The 17,803-nt window shown below is 61.2% G+C and carries 16 protein-coding genes; 3 read left to right on the forward strand and 13 right to left on the reverse strand.

All coding sequences use genetic code 11. The features are described from left to right. Positions 1–20 precede the first annotated feature (20 nt). The 10 genes from coxB to AX768_RS24985 all read right to left on the reverse strand — a co-directional run bounded on the left by coxB (position 21) and on the right by AX768_RS24985 (position 10,412). A complete protein-coding gene (gene coxB, locus AX768_RS24945; protein ID WP_062002792.1) occupies positions 21–1,007 on the reverse strand; it encodes a cytochrome c oxidase subunit II in 987 nt (328 codons plus the stop codon). 104 nt (positions 1,008–1,111) lie between these two features. Further along, positions 1,112–2,251, reverse strand: a complete 1,140-nt coding sequence (locus tag AX768_RS24950; protein WP_231941599.1) for an acetate/propionate family kinase — start codon at positions 2,249–2,251, stop codon at positions 1,112–1,114. Continuing rightward, the gene (locus AX768_RS24955) at positions 2,220–4,607 is read right to left on the reverse strand and encodes a phosphoketolase family protein (protein ID WP_062003655.1); all 2,388 of its coding nucleotides are present in this window, start codon (positions 4,605–4,607) and stop codon (positions 2,220–2,222) included. Before AX768_RS24955 ends, AX768_RS24950 begins: the two co-directional genes overlap by 32 nt. Before the next feature lie 171 nt (positions 4,608–4,778). After that, on the reverse strand, positions 4,779–5,276 hold the full coding sequence (locus tag AX768_RS24960) for a hypothetical protein (RefSeq protein ID WP_062002794.1): 498 nt from the start codon (positions 5,274–5,276) through the stop codon (positions 4,779–4,781). Beyond that, on the reverse strand, positions 5,276–6,601 hold the full coding sequence (locus AX768_RS24965) for a PQQ-dependent sugar dehydrogenase (protein WP_062002795.1): 1,326 nt from the start codon (positions 6,599–6,601) through the stop codon (positions 5,276–5,278). The genes AX768_RS24960 and AX768_RS24965 overlap by 1 nt, the downstream gene beginning before the upstream one ends. Before the next feature lie 4 nt (positions 6,602–6,605). Further along, the gene (locus AX768_RS33335) at positions 6,606–6,773 is read right to left on the reverse strand and encodes a hypothetical protein (RefSeq protein WP_162916102.1); all 168 of its coding nucleotides are present in this window, start codon (positions 6,771–6,773) and stop codon (positions 6,606–6,608) included. Between the two features lie 96 nt (positions 6,774–6,869). Continuing rightward, the gene (locus AX768_RS24970) at positions 6,870–7,223 is read right to left on the reverse strand and encodes a DUF3175 domain-containing protein (RefSeq protein WP_062002796.1); all 354 of its coding nucleotides are present in this window, start codon (positions 7,221–7,223) and stop codon (positions 6,870–6,872) included. Between the two features lie 12 nt (positions 7,224–7,235). Next, positions 7,236–7,853 carry a UdgX family uracil-DNA binding protein gene (locus AX768_RS24975; protein WP_062003656.1) on the reverse strand — a complete coding sequence of 206 codons (618 nt, stop codon included), beginning with the start codon at positions 7,851–7,853 and terminating at the stop codon, positions 7,236–7,238. 7 nt (positions 7,854–7,860) lie between these two features. Next, positions 7,861–9,402, reverse strand: a complete 1,542-nt coding sequence (locus tag AX768_RS24980; RefSeq protein WP_062002797.1) for an FAD-dependent oxidoreductase — start codon at positions 9,400–9,402, stop codon at positions 7,861–7,863. 89 nt (positions 9,403–9,491) lie between these two features. Beyond that, on the reverse strand, positions 9,492–10,412 hold the full coding sequence (locus tag AX768_RS24985; RefSeq protein ID WP_062003657.1) for a LysR substrate-binding domain-containing protein: 921 nt from the start codon (positions 10,410–10,412) through the stop codon (positions 9,492–9,494). A 109-nt stretch (positions 10,413–10,521) separates the two neighbouring features. On the opposite strand from AX768_RS24985, the gene AX768_RS24990 reads away from it, so the two are divergent. Continuing rightward, entirely contained in the window at positions 10,522–11,778 is a 1,257-nt protein-coding gene (locus tag AX768_RS24990) for an MFS transporter (RefSeq protein WP_062002798.1), read from the forward strand. Between the two features lie 20 nt (positions 11,779–11,798). On the opposite strand, the gene AX768_RS24995 is transcribed toward AX768_RS24990, so the two are convergent. Beyond that, entirely contained in the window at positions 11,799–12,761 is a 963-nt protein-coding gene (locus AX768_RS24995; RefSeq protein ID WP_062002799.1) for a hypothetical protein, read from the reverse strand. 299 nt (positions 12,762–13,060) lie between these two features. On the opposite strand from AX768_RS24995, the gene AX768_RS25000 reads away from it, so the two are divergent. Beyond that, the gene (locus AX768_RS25000) at positions 13,061–13,918 is read left to right on the forward strand and encodes an NAD-dependent protein deacetylase (protein ID WP_062002800.1); all 858 of its coding nucleotides are present in this window, start codon (positions 13,061–13,063) and stop codon (positions 13,916–13,918) included. On the opposite strand, the gene AX768_RS25005 is transcribed toward AX768_RS25000, so the two are convergent. Continuing rightward, a complete protein-coding gene (locus tag AX768_RS25005) occupies positions 13,919–14,770 on the reverse strand; it encodes a PA4780 family RIO1-like protein kinase (RefSeq protein WP_062002801.1) in 852 nt (283 codons plus the stop codon). It abuts the gene before it with no gap. 849 nt (positions 14,771–15,619) lie between these two features. Next, positions 15,620–15,958 (reverse strand): hypothetical protein, encoded by a 339-nt coding sequence (locus AX768_RS33880; RefSeq protein WP_231941600.1) that lies wholly within the window; start codon positions 15,956–15,958, stop codon positions 15,620–15,622. On the opposite strand from AX768_RS33880, the gene AX768_RS25010 reads away from it, so the two are divergent. Continuing rightward, positions 15,957–17,624: a hypothetical protein gene (locus AX768_RS25010; RefSeq protein ID WP_231941601.1), complete on the forward strand. Its 1,668-nt coding sequence runs from the start codon at positions 15,957–15,959 to the stop codon at positions 17,622–17,624. The two genes, AX768_RS33880 and AX768_RS25010, sit on opposite strands and share 2 nt — an antisense overlap. Positions 17,625–17,803: the final 179 nt, after the last annotated feature.

The following is a 17,803-nucleotide window of genomic DNA, read 5'->3' on the forward strand; positions in this document are numbered from 1 at the left end:
AAAGCGTCGCTCCTCTCTACCTATTTCAGTGTCGCGAGATACGCGGCGAGGTTCGCCGCTTCGTCGCGTCCCAACGCAATGCTCGGCATCAGCGAGTCAGGCTTGATGCGTTGCGCGCCCGTGATCCAGGCAAGCTGATTCCCTGCAGTATTCGTCAGCGTGCCCGCGGCTATGAGCCGGCGCGAGTCGAGATGGGTAAGGTCGGGCGCTTGCGCGCCTTGTGCGTCCGAGCCACGGATTGCATGACAGCCCGCGCATTTGTCGAGGAAGAGAGTCTTGCCGGCGGCGACGCTCAGATTGTTCGATGAAGCCGCCACCTGGGCTTGCTCCGTGCTCCACGCAGCAAAATCCGCGCGGCTTTCTGCGACGACTTCAAAAGCCATGTGTGCGTGCTGCGCGCCGCAAAACTGCGAACATTGCCCGCGATACACCCCGGGCGCATCGGCCTGGATCCATTGCTCGTTGGTCTGGCCGGGTATCGCCTGGGTCTTGCCCGCAAGTTTCGGAACCCAGAACGTGTGGATCACGTCAGCGCTTTTCAGCTTGATGCGTACGGGTTCGCCGGCGGGAATGTGGATCTCGTTGGCGGTGACGAAACGCAGCGTCGAATCGGCGGCGTCGTCGTAGGCGACTTTCCACCACCAGTCGTAGGCGGTCACGGTGATCGTCAAAGCAGGAGTTTCTGCGGGCGATGCAACCCGGTTGAGCGTGACAAGTGCGTAGACCAGCATCGCGACGAGCACAGGCACGGAAAGCGCCACGCCGATCACGATCCATCGCAAGCCGCTGTTGCCCTGGACCAGTTGATCGAGCGGTGCGTCGGGACGGCGCCGGAAGATTGCGACAGCAAGCAAGCCGCCGACGATCACGCAGACCGCCACGCAAATTGTCGTGAAGATCCAGTCCAGAGTGAGGGTAGGCGCTGCAGCCGGCCCGGCCGCGTGAAGAAAATAGTTCAGCGGCGCGCTGTCGCCCGCGTGCGCTGACTCCGCCGCCGTCAACGGCATGTCGGTTTGCGGCTAGTGCGCGGTGAGGGGTGGCGGTGTGGCATCGATTGCTCCGGCTCGGTCGACACTGGCTCGATCAAGCCGTGAGCAATCCACGTACCCTACTAAATACTTTCAGTCAGGAGCGTTCGGCAATGACGGGCGATCTGCCGCTCTTCCTGCGTCTCGATGACATCGAACTGGACGTCGAGGAACTCGAGTCCCTGGCAAATGCGTTCGCGTATGGCGTCGGCATGTTCGCCGATACCGCCCGTGAACACGACCCGGTCCAGGCCACCCATCAATGCCGCATACGCGCCGATTGTCTTGCGCACCGCCGTGCAAAAGATATCGATGGCAAGTTCCGCGTCCGCGTCGGTGCGTTTCAGAAGGGACTGCATGTCGTCGTTCGAGTCGGAAAGACCCTTGAGGCCGCTCTCCTTGTTGATCAGTTGTTCGAGTGAGTCGGCATCCATGCCGCCGGTTCGCATCAGATAGACGAACACACCGGGATCGAGATCGCCGGTGCGCGTCGCCATGGGGATACCGCCGGTAGGCGTCAGGCCCATGGTGGTATCGATTGAATGGCCGTTGTGGATCGCGCAAAGACTTGCACCGCTGCCCAGGTGCGCGACCACGAGCCGCTCGGGGAGATCGTTGCCGAGGCTCGCCACGATCGATTCGTACGACAACCCGTGAAAGCCGTAGCGCACCACGCCTTCGCCGGCGAAGTGCTTGGGCAAGCTCAGATGCGTGGCGCGTGCCGGCATGGTCTGGTGGAACGCGGTATCGAGACAGGCGTAATGCGGCACGTCCCGGAAAATGTCCTGTGCCTGTTCGAGCAGCGCGAGCGATTGCGGCAAATGCAAAGGCGCGAACTGCACCGCATCGCGAAGGGTTTGCTTGACTTGGTCCGTGATCAGCGCGTGCGTTCTCAAGTGTGGACCGCCATGCACGATACGATGACCGACGCCCGCCAGCGGCTGATCGAGATGCTCGTGCAAGGCGTCGGCCATGCGTTGCAGCGCGTCGTGCTGCGACTCCATCACATGACTTTGCTGAACGTTGATGGAGCCGTCGAGCGAACGCATGGTCAACGACCCGTCGTCACGGCCAATGCCTTTTGCGCTTCCCGTCAGCCACGCTTTTTCGTCGCCGCTGTCGGGCGCATACACGCCGAACTTGAGCGACGACGACCCGCTGTTCAACACGAGGATGTCCTGTGCCATGGCGTCAGCCTTTCCACGCCCAGTTGCGGATTTCATCGCGATCGATGCCTTCCGCGTGCGCGTACCCAATGCTCTCGTTGATCTGGTCCTTCAGCCAGTTCTTCGTATGCGCACCGGTATCGCGCAGGCGCGGCACACGATCGATTACATCGATACACAACGAAAAGCGGTCCACCTGGTTGATGATGGCGAGCTCGAACGGCGTATTGATGTTGCCGCGTTCACGATACCCGTGCACGTGCATGTTCTCGTGATTCGTGCGGTTGTACGTGAGCTTGTGGACCAGCGTCGGATACGAGTGAAAGTTGAAGATGACCGGTTTTTCGCGCGAAAAGATGGAATCGAAATCACGATTCGACAAGCCGTGCGGATGATCGGTATCGGGCATCAGGCGGAACAGGTCGACCACGTTGACAAAGCGGATCTTGAGATCGGGAAACCGCTCCTTCAGGATCTCGACGGCGGCCAATGACTCCATGGTCGCGATGTCGCCGGCGCACGCCATTACCACGTCAGGTTCACTGTTCTGATCCGTCGATGCCCAGTCCCAGATGCCAATGCCCTTCGCGCAATGCGCGAGCGCTGCTTCCGTGTCGAGGTATTGCAAGTGCGGTTGCTTGTCCGCGACGATCACGTTCACGTAGTCGCGCGAACGCAGGCAATGGTCCATCACGCTCAGCAGACAGTTCGCATCGGGCGGCAAATAGATGCGCACGACTTCGGGACTCTTGTTCGTGACGACATCGAGGAAACCCGGGTCCTGGTGTGTGAAACCGTTGTGATCCTGACGCCATACCAGCGACGTGATCAGCAGGTTCACCGAAGGCACGGGTGCGCGCCAGTCGAGCTCCAGCTTCGACTTCTCGAGCCACTTCGCGTGCTGGTTGAACATCGAATCGATCACATGCACGAACGCTTCGTAGGTCGCGAAAAGACCGTGACGTCCAGTCAGGACATACCCTTCGAACCAGCCTTCAAGCGTGTGTTCGCTGAGCATTTCCATCACGCGGCCGTCGGTCGCCAAAGCGCCGCCGTCGCTGTCCTCAGGCTTGTACTCGGCAATCCAGCGCTTGCCCGATGCTTCGTACACGCCGTCGAGCTTGTTGCTCGCGGTTTCATCGGGGCCGAACAGCTTGAACGAATTCATGTTGCGCTTGATGACATCACGCAGCCATGTGGCAAGCACCGCCGTTGGCGATTGGTACGTGCCGCCAGGGGCCTTGACCTTGTAGGCATAGTCGCGGATGTCCGGCAGGTCGAGTGAACGGCGCAGACGTCCGCCGTTTGCATGCGGATTCGCGCTGATGCGACGCTCGCCCTTCGGCGCCATCTCGCGCAGCTCTTCTATCAGGGTGCCGTTTTCATCGAAGAGCTCTTCGGGCTTGTAGCTGCGCATCCACGCTTCCACCAGCTTCAGACTCTTTGCGTTGGTCGCCGGATCGAGCACGGGCACCTGATGCGCGCGCCAGAAATCCTCGACCTTGTGACCATCGACTTCCTTTGGACCGGTCCAGCCCTTGGGCGAACGCAAGACGATCATTGGCCAGCGCGGACGCGTGGTGTCGCCCGTCGAACGTGCATGCGCCTGAATCGCGCGAATCTCGCCGATGCACGTCTCAAGCGTCTGCGCCATCAGTTCGTGCATGGTCGCGGGGTCCGAGCCTGAGACGAAATGCGGCTTGTATCCGTAACCCGTCATCAGCGCTTCGAGCTCTTCCTGCGGAATGCGCGCGAGGATGGTCGGGTTCGCGATCTTGTAGCCGTTCAGATGCAGGATCGGCAGTACCGCGCCGTCAACGACGGGATTCAGGAATTTGTTCGAATGCCATGACGTTGCAAGTGGTCCGGTTTCAGCTTCGCCGTCGCCGACCATCACAGCCACGATCAGATCCGGGTTATCGAAAGCCGCGCCGAAGCCATGCGAAAGGCTATAGCCCAGCTCGCCGCCTTCGTGGATCGATCCGGGCGTTTCGGGCGTGCAATGCGACCCGATTCCCCCCGGTGACGAAAACAACCTGAAGAGGCGCAGCATGCCGGTTTCATCGGCGCTGCGATCCGGATAGACCTCGGAGTAATACCCTTCCAGATACGAGTTCGACAACGTCGCCGGTGCGCCATGACCCGGACCCGAGACGAACATTACGTTCAGGTCATCCTTGATGATCAGCCGGTTCAAATGGACCCACGTAAAGGACTGGCCCGGGTCGGAGCCCCAGTGCCCGAGAAGTCGCCGTTTGATGTGTTCGGTTTGCAGCGGTTCGCGCAGCAACGGGTTGGCACGCAGATAAATCATGCCTACCGACAAGTAATTGCACGCGCGCCAATATGCATCGATCTTGCGTAATTCGTCGGGGGAAAGGCGCGGGGAAGTGGAGGTTGCCTGTGTGTCCATGTCGTGTCCGTTGATATCCATTGAAAGGAAGTTGCGGTGTCACTCTGGTTCGGCCGGGTCGTGCCTGGGCCGGGTCACTGATGCGGGTCGCTATCGATCTGGCAGTTGCTATTGTGCCGCGTGTAGGGGGATTGCGTTGTGATTCCACCATGACATGAGTCAAGGACATTGCTATGACTTGCGGGCGCGGCCCGGTGGAGTAGCGTGAAAGAGGGGATTGAAACCGGGGGATGGTGCTGACTTTCGTGCGGTTTTCCCGGCTTTTTTGGCTCCGGCGCTACCTTTGCGGCCGGCGCCTGCAAGCTGACTCATGAGTTCGTCGTCCGGTTCATCCTCGGGTTCGGTTTCGGGCGATTCCTCAGGTTCTTCTTTAGCATCCCGCGCTGCAATGCTGCGGCCTCCGACGTGCTCGACCACCGCGAAGAACTCCTTCGATGGATTGCGGATCGCGCGCCCGGGCATCATGGTAATGGCGACAACTTCGTGCAGCGATCTTCCATCCACGCTCTTGCTTCCAGGCGCTGAATGCCAGTCGATCGCGCTGTTCGCAAAGCCCGCGATCACGCGTTCGAGAACGGCTGGCGACAGCACGCCGCCATCGTACAGGCTGATCAGCGTGGCTTCGGCCACGGCGAACAAACCATTTCCCGATGCAGCGCGCCGTGCCATCAGTTCCCGGCCGCGCTCTGCGCCGGCGTGACACGCCAGACGGAGTTGCCGACGTCATCGGCGACGAGCAAGGCGCCCGAGTGGTCGAGCGTGACGCAGACGGGGCGGCCGCGCGCATCGCCATCGGGCGATAGAAATCCGGTCAGGATATCTTCAGGCGCCCCCGATGGTTTGCCTTCTGAAAAAGGTACAAAAATGACTTTGTAACCGCTGCGAGGCTTGCGGTTCCACGAGCCATGCTGTCCTATGAACGCCCCGTTCCGGTACTTTTGCGGAAACAGCGTTGCATCGTAAAACGTGAGACCGAGCGACGCCGTGTGCGACCCGAGCGCGTAATCCGGAGGAATGGCTTTCGCGACCATCTCCGGGTTTTGCGGTTTCACGCGGGTATCGACATGCTGGCCATAGTAGCTATACGGGAAGCCATAAAAGGCCCCGTCTTTCACCGACGTCATGTAGTCGGGCACCAGGTCGTTACCCAATTCGTCGCGCTCGTTGACCACGGTCCAGAGGGCTCCGCTTTCGGGGTTCCACGACATGCCGTTGGGATTGCGCAAGCCCGATGCAAATATCCGCGACTTGCCTGTGACCCGGTCGATCTCCACGATGGCCGCGCGGCCTTCTTCCGCCTCGATGCCGTTTTCGCCCGCATTGCTGTTTGAGCCGACGGTGGCATAGAGCAGTTTGCCGTCACGGCTTGCAATGAGGTTCTTGGTCCAGTGATGATCGATAGGACCACCCGGCAGGTCGGTCAGCTTTTCACCCGGTCCGCTGATCGATGTATCTCCCGTGTGGTACTTGAAGTGCAAAACGGCGTCCGTGTTCGCAACGTAGAGATCGTCGCCGACCAGCACCATGCCGAACGGCGAGTGCAGCTTGTCGATGAAGACGCTTTGCATGTCGGCCACGCCGTCGCCCTTCGTATCGCGCAAGAGGATGATGCGATCCGGGCTTGCAACGCCTGCTCCCGCGCGTTTTTGAAACTGCTTCGTGATCCACCCCTTGATGCCCTTGTCAGGATCGTGTTGCGCAGGCGTGTTGCTTTCTGCCACAAGCACATCGCCGTTGGGCAAGGTGGTAAGCCAGCGCGGATGGTCGAGCCCTCTTGCAAATGCGTTCACCGCGAATCCGTTGGCCGCTGTAGGCATGGTGCCTTCGGGCCACGGATTGGCAGGCGCCACGTTGAGCGTGGGAAGGAGCGTAGTGTGAGGCGGCGGCAGCGTAGGGGACGGGCCGAAGCCGATCGATCCATCCGATGCGGCATTGGCGCACCCGGCCAGCACACCAGTAAGCATTGCGATGCCGCAAAACGAAGCGCGAAGCATGTAATCACGCACCGCCGATCCCTTCCGTGACCTTGCCCGTGCCGTCGCATGTCGCGCATGTCTGCCCGTCCTTCTTGCCCGAACCGCTGCAAGCCGGGCAGATGTTTTCTCCGGTGCCCGGTGTGCCGGGGGCGGCTTCATCGCCGGGATTGAGATCCGTGTTTTCAGGCATGACGTCTCCTTGGTGATTCATACAGTCGCAGCCGGCGGCTTTGCGGGTGCCGGCTAGATACGGCAGCAAGTAACGTGCGACAGCAAGTAACGTTCCTCAAGGCTTGCGGCCGAATGCTTCGCGGAGTCTCTTTTTCGCGTTGTCGAGTACGGTTCGGCGCGACTTCGGCAAATTGCGCCCCGCGCGATTGATATAGAAATTCAGCATCGACATGGCCGACTGGAACGGCGTGCCCTTGCGCCGGTTGCTGCGCGTGGACGACTTCTTCAGCGAGTCCGCAATCTCCTGCGCATTGCCCTCCTTGAAGATGTCCCTCTTGATGTCCATCGCGTCGCTGGTTTCCATCACGTGACGCGACCAGCGTTTCGAACCCGATGGTTTCGGTTTTGCCCGAGCATGTTTCTGGCGCGTCGTGTTGCGTTTGCCTGCAGTTTTCGAAGCGGGTGCCATGCTGTGTCCTCCTTATTTGCTGTGCTCGCCGATCAGCCGATGCGCATGTTTCAACGCGTCTACGATCGCGCGAAATGCGGCTTCGCGCGTCCCGGCATCGGGCGCCCGAAGCGCATACGATGGATGAAAGGTTGCAATCACCAGACGTCCGTCGTGCTCGATTGCTTGGCCCATCGATGCCTGAAGTTTTACGGTCGATTTCTGCAGGACCGACTTCAACGCGGTTGCGCCCAACGCAACGATCACCTTCGGATCATGTTCCGCAAGCTCGCGTTCGATCCAGTAATGACATGCATCGACTTCGCGTTGCGCCGGTGTTTTATGCAGCCGGCGCTTGCCTCGCGGTTCCCATTTGAAATGCTTCACCGCGTTGGTCACGTAGACCTGCGAGCGTTGCACGCCGGCCTCATGAAGCGCGTTGTCGAGCAGGGCGCCGGCCGGTCCCACGAATGGCTTGCCCTGCAGGTCCTCCTGATCGCCGGGCTGTTCGCCGACCATCATCAACGGTGCATGATGCGGACCGATGCCCGGCACTGTTTGCGTTGCGGCTTCCCACAGCATGCATCGGCGGCACTGGTCGAGCCGCTCCGGGTGCTGATCCGGAAACATGCCGATAGGCTTGGTTGCCATGATCGTCTCAGCTTTGGTTACCTGCAACGCTGCGGGCTTCATCGAGCGTGAGGGTTGCACGCATCGCTTCTGCGAGCTTTGCCGTCGGCGCTTCCCGATCGCACGCAACAATTGCCGCGACCTTGCCGTCCTTTATCAGATAAGCGATGAAAGCCTGCGAGTCGAGATCGCCGTCGATCAGGACATCGTCATGCTCGCTTGCGTGGCCGAGGTATTCGAAGCGCTTGCTGAAGTGATAGGTCCAGAAATAAGGCACGCCGGTGTAGTGCTCGTCGCCACCGGCCATGTTCAGCGCGGCAACGCGTGCATGTTGCTGAGCGACGCGCCAGTGTTCTATGCGCAGGTCCGCATCAGAACGTGGCAGCGGAAACTGCGCGACGTCTCCGGCAGCGTACAGTCCGGGCGCGGCGCGCATGGCGCTGTCGACCTCGATGCCGCCGTCATGCGCGAGCGCAATGCCTTGCAGGAAGTCGGTCGCCGGCCTTACGCCTGTTCCTACGATCACCACATCCGCCGGAATCGTCTCGCCGCCGTCAAGCTCGACAGCGTGAACGGCGTCGTCGCCAATCAACGCCTTCACCTTCGATTCCATCCGGAACTCGACGCCGTTCTTCTCGTGCAGCCGCTTGAACATCAGGCCGAGTTCATCGCCGAATTGCGTAGCGAGCGGGATCTTGCCGGGCGCGACCACGGCCACGTCGAGACCGCGTTTTTTAAGCGATGAGGCCACCTCCAGCCCGATAAAACTCGCCCCCACGATGACCGCTTTTTTCGCGTCCTTGAGCGATGCGTCGAGCGTTGCAGCGTCGTCGCGTGAACGCAGCAAATGCACGCGCTTCAAGTTCGCGCCGGGGACGTCCATGGGTTTGGGAGTACCACCCGTGCAGATCAGCGCCGCGTCGTAATGCAGCGTGAGTTCGTTGGGCAGGTCGATACGTTTATCGGCGGCATCGAGTTTGATGACCTGAGCTTCAATGCGCTCGATGCGCCGCTTCGTGGCGAAACCTTCGGGCAGTAGCGACGGAACTTCGCCGGGCGGCATATCGCCGGAGGCAACGAATTTGCTTAACGCCGTGCGGTCGTACGGCTCGCCGGACTCTGGCCCGATCAATACGATACGTCCGTGAAAGCCGCCTTCACGTAGCGCGGTGCATGCAGCAGCACCGGCCGCGCCCGCGCCGATGATCGCAAACATGCGTGTATCGGCGGATGGAAAACTCGCGGGCGGTTCTTCGGCTTCCGACGAAACCAGCACGTTGCCGTGTTCCACCGACACCGGGTAGCGTTTCAAGCCGATCAGCGCCGGCGGCTCGATTACGCGGCCATCATCGATTGCGAACGTGCCCTTGTGCCAAGGACACACGATGCGCCCGTTGCACACGGCGCCTTCCTCGAGCGGCGCGCCGGCGTGCGGGCAGTCCGCCGAAAACGCGTGGACGTCGTCACCTTGCCGCACGAGGAGGATTGGGGTATCGGACAGCGTCACCCGTATGCCGTGGTCCTCGGGAATGTCGTCCAGCCGTGCTGCTTGCTGCATCGGACCTGCCATGTCGCGCTCCCGTCTGTCGTTCACGACGGTTCAGCAAAAAGCGGGCCGTCGGGACAAGGCGAAGGCGAAGGACAAGGCGCGAAGGGTGATCAGGCCGCCATGCGCTCGAACGATGCCGCCCCGCCGCGCACGGAATCGAGAATGATCGATGCAAGCCGTTCGACAGGCGGCGCAGATTTGATCGACGCCCGCATGAGCGACAGCGGCAATGACGGCAAATCGGGCAGCCCTGCGGCGTGTGCGTCGAGCGCGCAAACCGACCTTGGCAAGCCGTATTGCGTCCGCACTGTCAGCCCGAGTCCCGCAGCGGCAGCGGCCCACAAACCGGACAGGCTCGGACTCGTGAACGCGACGCGCCAGCGGATGTTCGCGCGATCGAGTTCCGCCGTTGCCGCGCTGAAAAAAAGGCATGCGCGATCGAAGGCGACCAGCGGCAACGGTTCATCGGCGGCCGGATTCCAGGGCAGGGTGGACGAACCGATCCAGCACATCTGCGCCTGGGCAATCAGTTCATGCTGGACGCCGGGCCGGCTTTCCCGCGCGGCCGATGACGGATCGCCCCACACCAGCGCAAGGTCGAGTTCGTTCGAATCGATACGCTCGAACAGTTCCGTATTGCGCGCCACGCGCGCTTCAATACGGACCTTCGGATGCGCGCGAGAAAACCGGCCGAGCACGTCGGGCAGCATGATCTCGCCGAAGTCCTCCTGCAGCCCGAGCCTGATCCATCCCTCCAGATCGGGGCCGCGCACGGCGACGGCCGCTTCGTCGTTGAGATCGACGAGGCGGCGCGCAAAGCGCAGCATGGTCTCGCCGGCGTCGGTCAACGCAAGGTTGCGGCCCGCCTTCTTGAACAACGGCGCGCCAGCCTGCTCTTCCAGCTTCCTGATCTGGGCACTGACGGCCGAAGTCGAACGCCCAATCCGGTCCGCCGCCTTCGCAAAGCTCCCAAGCTCCATGCCGACCACGAATGTGCGCAGCGACGCGATTTCGAAATTGGTTTGCGACATGTCGAACCGTCCTGTTTTGTCGAAGTGTTGGTTCGATATTACTTGATATTCAGGACCATCGCGGTGCGTCACACTGTGTGCATCGAAACTGAACGGATGCCATACAGCGATGCAAACTCAATGCGCAATTCCCTTGGCGGCAGGGGTGGGACGTGGTCTTGGCGCCTCCCATCGCTGGAAGGTGCTCGGCGTTGGCGTGGCGGCGAACGTCAGTTTTTCGGCGGCGATCGCGGGCATTCCGACCACGGCCGTCTGGTTGCGCGCGGATTATCACCTCGGCAACTCGGCGCTTGGACTGGCGCTCGGCGCGATGGGCCTGGGCGTGGCGATCTCCGAACTGCCATGGGGCGTGGCGACTGACCGGTGGGGTGACCGTCCGATCCTTCTCACCGGCCTGGCGACCGTGGCGGCTGCGTTCCTCGCGATGATGCTGCTCGTGGTGCCATCGGCGGCGTCGGTGCCTTCGTTGCTGTGGCTGGTGTTATCGATGTGCGGCGTCGGTCTGCTCGGCGGCAGCGTCAACGGATCGAGCGGACGCGCGATCATGCGCTGGTTTCAGGAAGGCGAGCGCGGCCTCGCGATGAGCATCCGCCAGACCGCCGTGCCGCTCGGCGGCGGCCTCGGCGCGCTGATCCTGCCGTGGCTTGCATCCACAGGCGGCTTCCGGCTCGTCTATGGCGTGCTGGCGGCCATGTGCACGGCCGCAGGGTGGCTCGCATGGCGCTGGCTTCATGAGCCACCTGAAACACCCGCGCCCGCAGTGTCCGCATCGAACGTTGCGGTTGCTGCAGCCGTCAGCCCGCTGCGTGACGCGATGATCTGGCGCGTGGTGCTGGGCATCGGCATCCTGTGCATTCCGCAATTTGCCGTGCTCACGTTCGCCACGGTTTTCCTGCACGACTTCGCGCATGTCGGCCTGCCCGGCATCACGGCCACGATGGTCGCCGTCCAGCTCGGCGCAATGATCATGCGCGTCTGGAGCGGCCGGTTCACCGATAAACACGGCAACCGCCGCGCTTATACAAAAGTGTCGACGCTGATCGCGGTTGGTGCGTTCATCGTGCTCGCGGTAGGGACGGGGTATGGGTTATCCGAAGGCTGGCTGATTGGGTTTATCGTGTTCGCGGGGATTTGCGTATCGGCGTGGCATGGCGTGGCTTATACCGAACTCGCCACGCTCAGCGGGAAAGACCGTGCGGGAACCGCGCTTGGGATGACGAATACCGCCGTGTACGTGGGTTTGTTCGTCACGCCCTTGTCGATCCCGCATCTGCTCGCGGCGGGATCGTGGGGGGTGGTCTGGCTGGTCGCGGCTTCCTGTGCGCTGGTCGCGTATCCGTTGTTTCCAAAGCCGGGCAAAAGCTGAAACCCGTATGCGTTTGACCGCTAGAACCTCACGCCTATGCCCGCTTCGATCAAATCGGTATCGCGGTCGTAGCGCGTGATGACACGGTTCCATGTAAGCCGTGTGAGCCAGTATTTTCCCAGCCGATAACTTGCCGACATCGATATCAATCCGGAAACGCGGCCATCGCCCGTACGATTCCCGGGAAGGTTGTCGTTTTGCGTGACAGCGATGTATGGACCGGCGCCGACCGCGAGCGTAAAGCGGTCGTCGAAGAACCCGCGCGTCGCCCACAGCTGCAATGCAACGCCGTCGCGGCGGGGTTGCGTGTTGCTGGCCTCATGGATGTAAGACACGGTCCCGTCAATATAGCGCGCGAGCCCCCGCCGGTACTCCACGCTCTGCGCAAACGAGCTCTGCGAGTCGTAGCTGTTCAGTATCGATCTGCCGAGCAGGATGGTCAGCTCGTTGCCGGTGACGCGGGAGGTTCTCGGTGTCGGCGTCTGCCGCGGACCGGGTTCGCCGTTTGCATCGAGCTGATAACCCACGCCGAAGAGCAGCGCGGTCGTATCGGGACCGCCGAACGCCTGCACGTGATTCACTTGCATCTGCGCGATCCACCTGCGCTCGAAGTAATAAGCCGCCCGCGCGCTCCACACCACGCCCCAGCCATGCGTATTCGAATAAGTGCCGCCTGCGCCCGCGGCGGTGGTATCGAAGTACCTGTAAGGTCCCGCTCCCGCCGATAACTCCACCCGGTCGCGCCACAGCGGCAGGCGGCCCCAGAGTTGAACGGTCTGTCCATCGCGATGATGGTCGGGAATGTGTCCTTCGTTGATCCACGAGAAACTCCATGCCGCATGGCGCCCGAGTCCTTCGCGATAACTCCCTTCCCACGAGTAGGAATTCTCGCCTCGGCTGATCAGCGGGCCGGCAACAATATTCAGTTCCTGGGCATGAGTTGAAACCGAAAACGTTAGTGCCGCAGATAATGCGCCGGTCAATATCGATGTGCAAAACGATCCACCGAGTCTGTTTCGGTTAGCGAGCCTGGACGCGGACACTATTCACTTATCGGGTTGTGTTTTGTTAAGGGACTGTTCGCTATCGGGCAAAAAGATGCTGCGAACGAAAGGTTGGCAACCGCTTGTCTTCTGCAGTCAAGCCAAGGCTAACGCAAAGAAAGGCCGCCGTGGTGAGCTCGCTTTTTGCTGGTAACGTACCCTTTCGGGCGCACGGAAAATGAAATACCGTCGGCTCGCCGCCCAAGCAAACAATACGCATTGCCGTTACTATTTCAGCAATGAATACTCCCTTCCCAAGCGCATCTTCCGCGCTCTCCAATCCGCTTCTGGAGTTTGTCGAACGGTATCCGCAACTGTTCGTTCTGACCGGTGCCGGTATTAGTACGGAATCCGGAATACCTTGCTATCGCGACAAGGAAGGTCAGCGCACGGGTCGCGCGCCCATCCTGCTGAAGGATTTTCTCGGCTCCGAGTTCGCGCGCAGGCGCTACTGGGCGCGCAGCATGATCGGCTGGCCGATGCTCGCGGGCGCCGCGCCCAATGCGGCGCATCTGGCGGTAGCGCGGCTGGAACGGCTGGGTGTTTTCGAACGGCTCGTCACGCAAAATGTCGACGGACTTCATACGAGCGCGGGCAACACGGACGTGATCGAACTGCATGGCAACATTGGCCGGGTGCGCTGCATGACATGCGGTGACGAGACGCCGCGTGCGGCGCTGCAGCAGCGGCTCATTGCGGATAACCCGGGCTTCGTTGGATTGGCAGCATTGCCGGTGGCAGACGGCGATGCGCAACTGGAAGGCTACGATTTCAACGCGGTCCAGGTGCCGCCTTGCACGCGCTGCGGCGGGATGTTGAAGCCTGACGTCGTGTTTTTCGGCGAGGGCGTGCCGCGCACGCGCGTGGATGCAGCAGCAAAAGCGCTCGATCAGGCCGATGCCATGCTCGTGCTCGGCTCGTCGCTGATGGTGTATTCGGGTTTTCGGTTTTGCGAATGGGCGGCGCGTGCCGGCAAGCCCATCGCGGCGGTCAATTTGGGGCACACCCGGGCGGATGCGCTCCTGCAGTTCAAGGTCGAAGCCCAATGCGGGCCGGTGCTGTCCGGCCTGGCCGATGCGCTCGAAGGCAACCGGTAATCAGTTGCCCTGTTCCTGCTCGCGCCGGATGCGCGCTTCTTCTTCAAGCCGGATGTCCTCGATCTCCTGCATCACGGCTTCGAGATCGACCGGGGTTGTATCGGCTTCGACGTGGCCTGTGAGCTTCGTATCCACGGTGAGCAGTCCCGCTTCGTAGAGCGTCCACATTTCCTTGCCGTAGTTCGACTTGAGCAATTCCGGCGCGAACTGGCCGAAGTAGGTCGCGAGATTGTCCACGTCACGCTGCAGCATGGCGGACGCTTCGTTGTTCCCGGCGGCGTCGACGGCCTGCGGCAAGTCGATGATCACCGGACCGTCCGATGCAAGCAGGATGTTGTACTCGGACAAGTCGCCGTGAATCATGCCCGCACACAGCATGCGCACCACTTCACGCAGCAGCGCGGCGTGCAATTCGAGCGCGCGGTCGTGACTCATGTCCACGTCGTTCAGTCGCGGCGCGACGTCGCCTTGCGCGTCCACCACGAGTTCCATCAGCAACACGCCGTCGGTGCATATGTACGGCTGCGGTACACGAACGCCGGCATTCGCCAGCCGGAACAGCGCATCGACTTCGGCGTTCTGCCACGCCTCTTCCTGCATTTGCCGGCCGTAGCGCGTGCCTTTTTCCATCGCACGCGCTTGCCGGCTGTTCTTCACCGTGCGTCCCTCGCGATAAGACGCCGCCTGACGGAAGCTGCGCTGCTTCGCGTCCTTATAGACCTTCGCGCAACGGGTGGAATCGCCGCTTCGTACCACGTATACGGTCGCTTCCTTGCCGCTCATCAACTGGCCGATGACCTCGTCGATCAGCCCTTCTTCCAGCAATGGCAGCAGTCTTTTTGGTGTTTTCATGAGGCCGCCGCACAGGAAAGGACTTCGCGGGAATCGCGAAGAGGGCGGAAGGCAGGGAGGCAGGAAATTGGAATCATGGCGGATTATAAAGGCAACGCGGACAAGCACGGGCAGAACGGGCGGCGTCCGGCAAGGCTCCGGTTTGCGGAAAACGCGTTTCGACTCGGTGAGGCTGGAGCGAATCTTCGGACATGCGTTGAAAAGAGCCTGATCGGTTCAATGGCAGACATCGAGGCTATCAGTAAAACCAACGCTCAAGTTCTGAATAAGCCGTCCGTTAATCAGCATTGGCAGTATGCAAAATTTCGGACGAGATCTTTACGAGGACTTTGAGCCATGGCTTTATATCCGGGCGGTGGACGCGTAGACGTAGCGAGTTGAAAGCGCTTGTTTGTAGTGCGGAGCCAGCGGGCCAACGCACGGCACTGTAACGGCAGAAACGGTTCACTTCTGAAACACCCCGTTATTTTCATATAGTATGAATATTCAGCGCATTGATATTGGAGCGGTTGACCATTTCGCTTAAGTCGCGTGGCATCTAACCCAAATAATCTGATGATTATGTAATTACCGATTTTTCATGTCGCGTTACAAATTGTTACGTCGATATTACTGGTTTAAAACGTTTCGTCTATGTAACATCATTTCGGATTTCAGCGTGCGTGGTGCTTGCACTTAAGCGATTCTGTTTTTGCGATACGCCATCGCTGCGAGCCTTTTCTCCAAATTCCATCCTTCGCCGAGTTCCCTTGTTGGGCGCTTGGGGGCACTGCTGTGCCCGATCCCGGCTTCACCGCTACGACCAGGCGATCATCGAATGAAAACGAACGCGCTACTCAGCTATTCAATTTATTCAGTTCTGCTGTCGTTGGCCGCATGCGGCGGCGGAGGAGGCGGCGGTTCCAGCAACGCCGCCAGCGGTGGCGGCGCGGCTGCCGCTGCAAGCGGGAACGGTTCAGTCACCGCTTCCGGCACGTCCGCACCGGCTTCGGGTAACCCGGCAAGCGGCCCTGCAGGGACAACCGGCAACACGGGTGTAGTCGCCGGCGCGACCCCCGCAGTGGTCTCGCCATCGGTGGTGTCGAACGCGGCCTTGGTAATGACGTGCGCGGCGCCGGTCACGAGCGCGGCGTCATCGGGCGGCGGATTGATCGCAGTCGACACCCCCAGCGCCGATGGCACACGCATGTTCGCATCCGGTTCGACCTTCCAGCTCGCGATCGCGGCAAACCCTCCGGGTGCCGACACGCTTGCATGGACCGTCAACGATGCGCTCGGCAAGACTGTGGCGAGCGGCAACTTCGCGGCCCCATCGGGCGGCAGTACGACGACGCTCAATTGCACGTCGACAGTGGCGGGTTACTTCGCGGTATCGGCGACGCTTGCAAAAGCGGGTGGCAGCGTCCCGACGGCAGGCACGCGCCCGACCGGTTTCGCAACCTTCGGTGTTCTGCCCGATGTCACTCCAAGCCTGCCGGCGCCCACCTATGCGCATCAGGAGCAGCACCGGTTCGGCATGCAGGGATTCAACGGCTGGACAGCGATGCTGGGCGCGCTCGGAATCAGCTCGACAATCGATGACCGCCAGCTGTCCAGCACGGAGCCGAATGGCCCCAACAGCTTCGCCGCGGCGGCCACGACGACCGATACCGGTTATTCAAGCGGCCAGATCATGCGGCTCGTGCGCCTGGACGGCATCCCGGCATGGGCCAGCCCGACCGGCGCGTTCAACGACAGCGCGTACTTGCCGAAGGATCAGGCAGGGTATCAGTCTTATCTGAACCAGGTTGGTTCGGAAACCGAAGCAATGCGCAGAAAGTACTTTCCGGCGATGACCAGCAACTACTATCAGGTCACGTGGGAGCCGGACCAGACGTGGCTGGGATCGAGCGCAGATTTCGTGACGCTATACAAGCTTGCCTACACGGGACTTCATGCGACGGACCCCAACGCGGTCGTGATGGGACCGACAGGCGCGTTTCCATCGCTGACCACGAATCGGCTCAAAGCCATGGCGCCGCTCGGTCTCGCACAGTATCTGGACGGCATCGCGACCCACGGGTATTACGATGCCGGCACATCGCCGTCGCATCCGCCGGAGCGTCTTGCCACCGATCCCGATCCGGCCAATGCCGCCAATGCGCTGATGAACGAGATGCGTAACTTGCGTCAGGAGATGCAGGCGGATTATCGGCCGGGCATGAAGCTGTTTGCCACTGAAACGGGTATCAGCTACGACCTCGGGACGTCGTACGGACCTGACTATCCGACATCGAACGTGCTGTTTGCGCAGGGCGCGATTGTCGCGCGCACCCACATCATTCTGCTGGGTGAAGGCGCGGATCAGACCTATGTGTTCTACGGTGCGGACTATCCGGGGGAGACCGGTTACGGCACGTTCTTCGATTTATCGAACGCACAGGGATCGTTTGGCGCTAGCAACGTCAGTCCAAAGCCCGCGGCGCTGGCGGTCGCGGCGATGACACGCGTGCTCGACGGGACGATCACGCTCGGTCCCGTGAGCGGTACGCCTTCGGGCGTCTACGCCTATGCGTTCGAGCAGCGCGGGACGGGCAATGCGGTGACGGCCTTGTGGACCCACAACAATGCGGTCTGGAGTGCAAGCGGGGGCTTTAGCCAAACCTATAGCGTGGACTATACGCTCGCGGTCGATGCCCCGGGCACGAGCGGTACGGTGCAGGTGCTGGACTGGATGGGCAATGCTTCGAGCGTTGCCTATGGCAACGGTGTGGTGTCGTTGAATTTGACTGAAGCACCGTTGTACGTGGTGTCGAAGAACGCCGGCGTGGCCAAGGCGAACGCGACGTTGCCCGTGGGTTACACCGGCGCGTGACGGAGCAGGCGTAACGCGTGTGGTGAATCGCCATATGCGCAAGGCGTCGGAGATCGGGCGACCGCGGGCGTAATGCCTCAAAGCGGGTTAGCGTCTATCGCTGTGCTCGCCTATGTCCGTCTGTTGCTTTAAATCCGAGATTACCCGACGGTCACGCCGGGCGCCCATTCTCAGATGAG

This window comes from Burkholderia sp. PAMC 28687, from assembly GCF_001577465.1.
Classification (GTDB): domain Bacteria; phylum Pseudomonadota; class Gammaproteobacteria; order Burkholderiales; family Burkholderiaceae; genus Caballeronia.

Coding starts and splice junctions, on each gene's coding strand:
- AX768_RS24985 (WP_062003657.1), bottom strand. CDS start 10,412: ATGTCGCAAACCAATTTCGAAATCGCGTCGCTGCGCACATTCGTGGTC.
- AX768_RS24990 (WP_062002798.1), top strand. CDS start 10,522: ATGCAAACTCAATGCGCAATTCCCTTGGCGGCAGGGGTGGGACGTGGT.
- AX768_RS25010 (WP_231941601.1), top strand. CDS start 15,957: ATGTTCGCATCCGGTTCGACCTTCCAGCTCGCGATCGCGGCAAACCCT.
- AX768_RS24960 (WP_062002794.1), bottom strand. CDS start 5,276: ATGGCACGGCGCGCTGCATCGGGAAATGGTTTGTTCGCCGTGGCCGAA.
- AX768_RS33880 (WP_231941600.1), bottom strand. CDS start 15,958: ATGCGTGTGCCATCGGCGCTGGGGGTGTCGACTGCGATCAATCCGCCG.
- AX768_RS24980 (WP_062002797.1), bottom strand. CDS start 9,402: ATGGCAGGTCCGATGCAGCAAGCAGCACGGCTGGACGACATTCCCGAG.
- AX768_RS33335 (WP_162916102.1), bottom strand. CDS start 6,773: ATGCCTGAAAACACGGATCTCAATCCCGGCGATGAAGCCGCCCCCGGC.
- coxB (WP_062002792.1), bottom strand. CDS start 1,007: ATGCCGTTGACGGCGGCGGAGTCAGCGCACGCGGGCGACAGCGCGCCG.
- AX768_RS25000 (WP_062002800.1), top strand. CDS start 13,061: ATGAATACTCCCTTCCCAAGCGCATCTTCCGCGCTCTCCAATCCGCTT.
- AX768_RS24970 (WP_062002796.1), bottom strand. CDS start 7,223: ATGGCACCCGCTTCGAAAACTGCAGGCAAACGCAACACGACGCGCCAG.
- AX768_RS24955 (WP_062003655.1), bottom strand. CDS start 4,607: ATGGACACACAGGCAACCTCCACTTCCCCGCGCCTTTCCCCCGACGAA.
- AX768_RS24965 (WP_062002795.1), bottom strand. CDS start 6,601: ATGCTTCGCGCTTCGTTTTGCGGCATCGCAATGCTTACTGGTGTGCTG.
- AX768_RS25005 (WP_062002801.1), bottom strand. CDS start 14,770: ATGAAAACACCAAAAAGACTGCTGCCATTGCTGGAAGAAGGGCTGATC.
- AX768_RS24975 (WP_062003656.1), bottom strand. CDS start 7,853: ATGGCAACCAAGCCTATCGGCATGTTTCCGGATCAGCACCCGGAGCGG.
- AX768_RS24950 (WP_231941599.1), bottom strand. CDS start 2,251: ATGAAATCCGCAACTGGGCGTGGAAAGGCTGACGCCATGGCACAGGAC.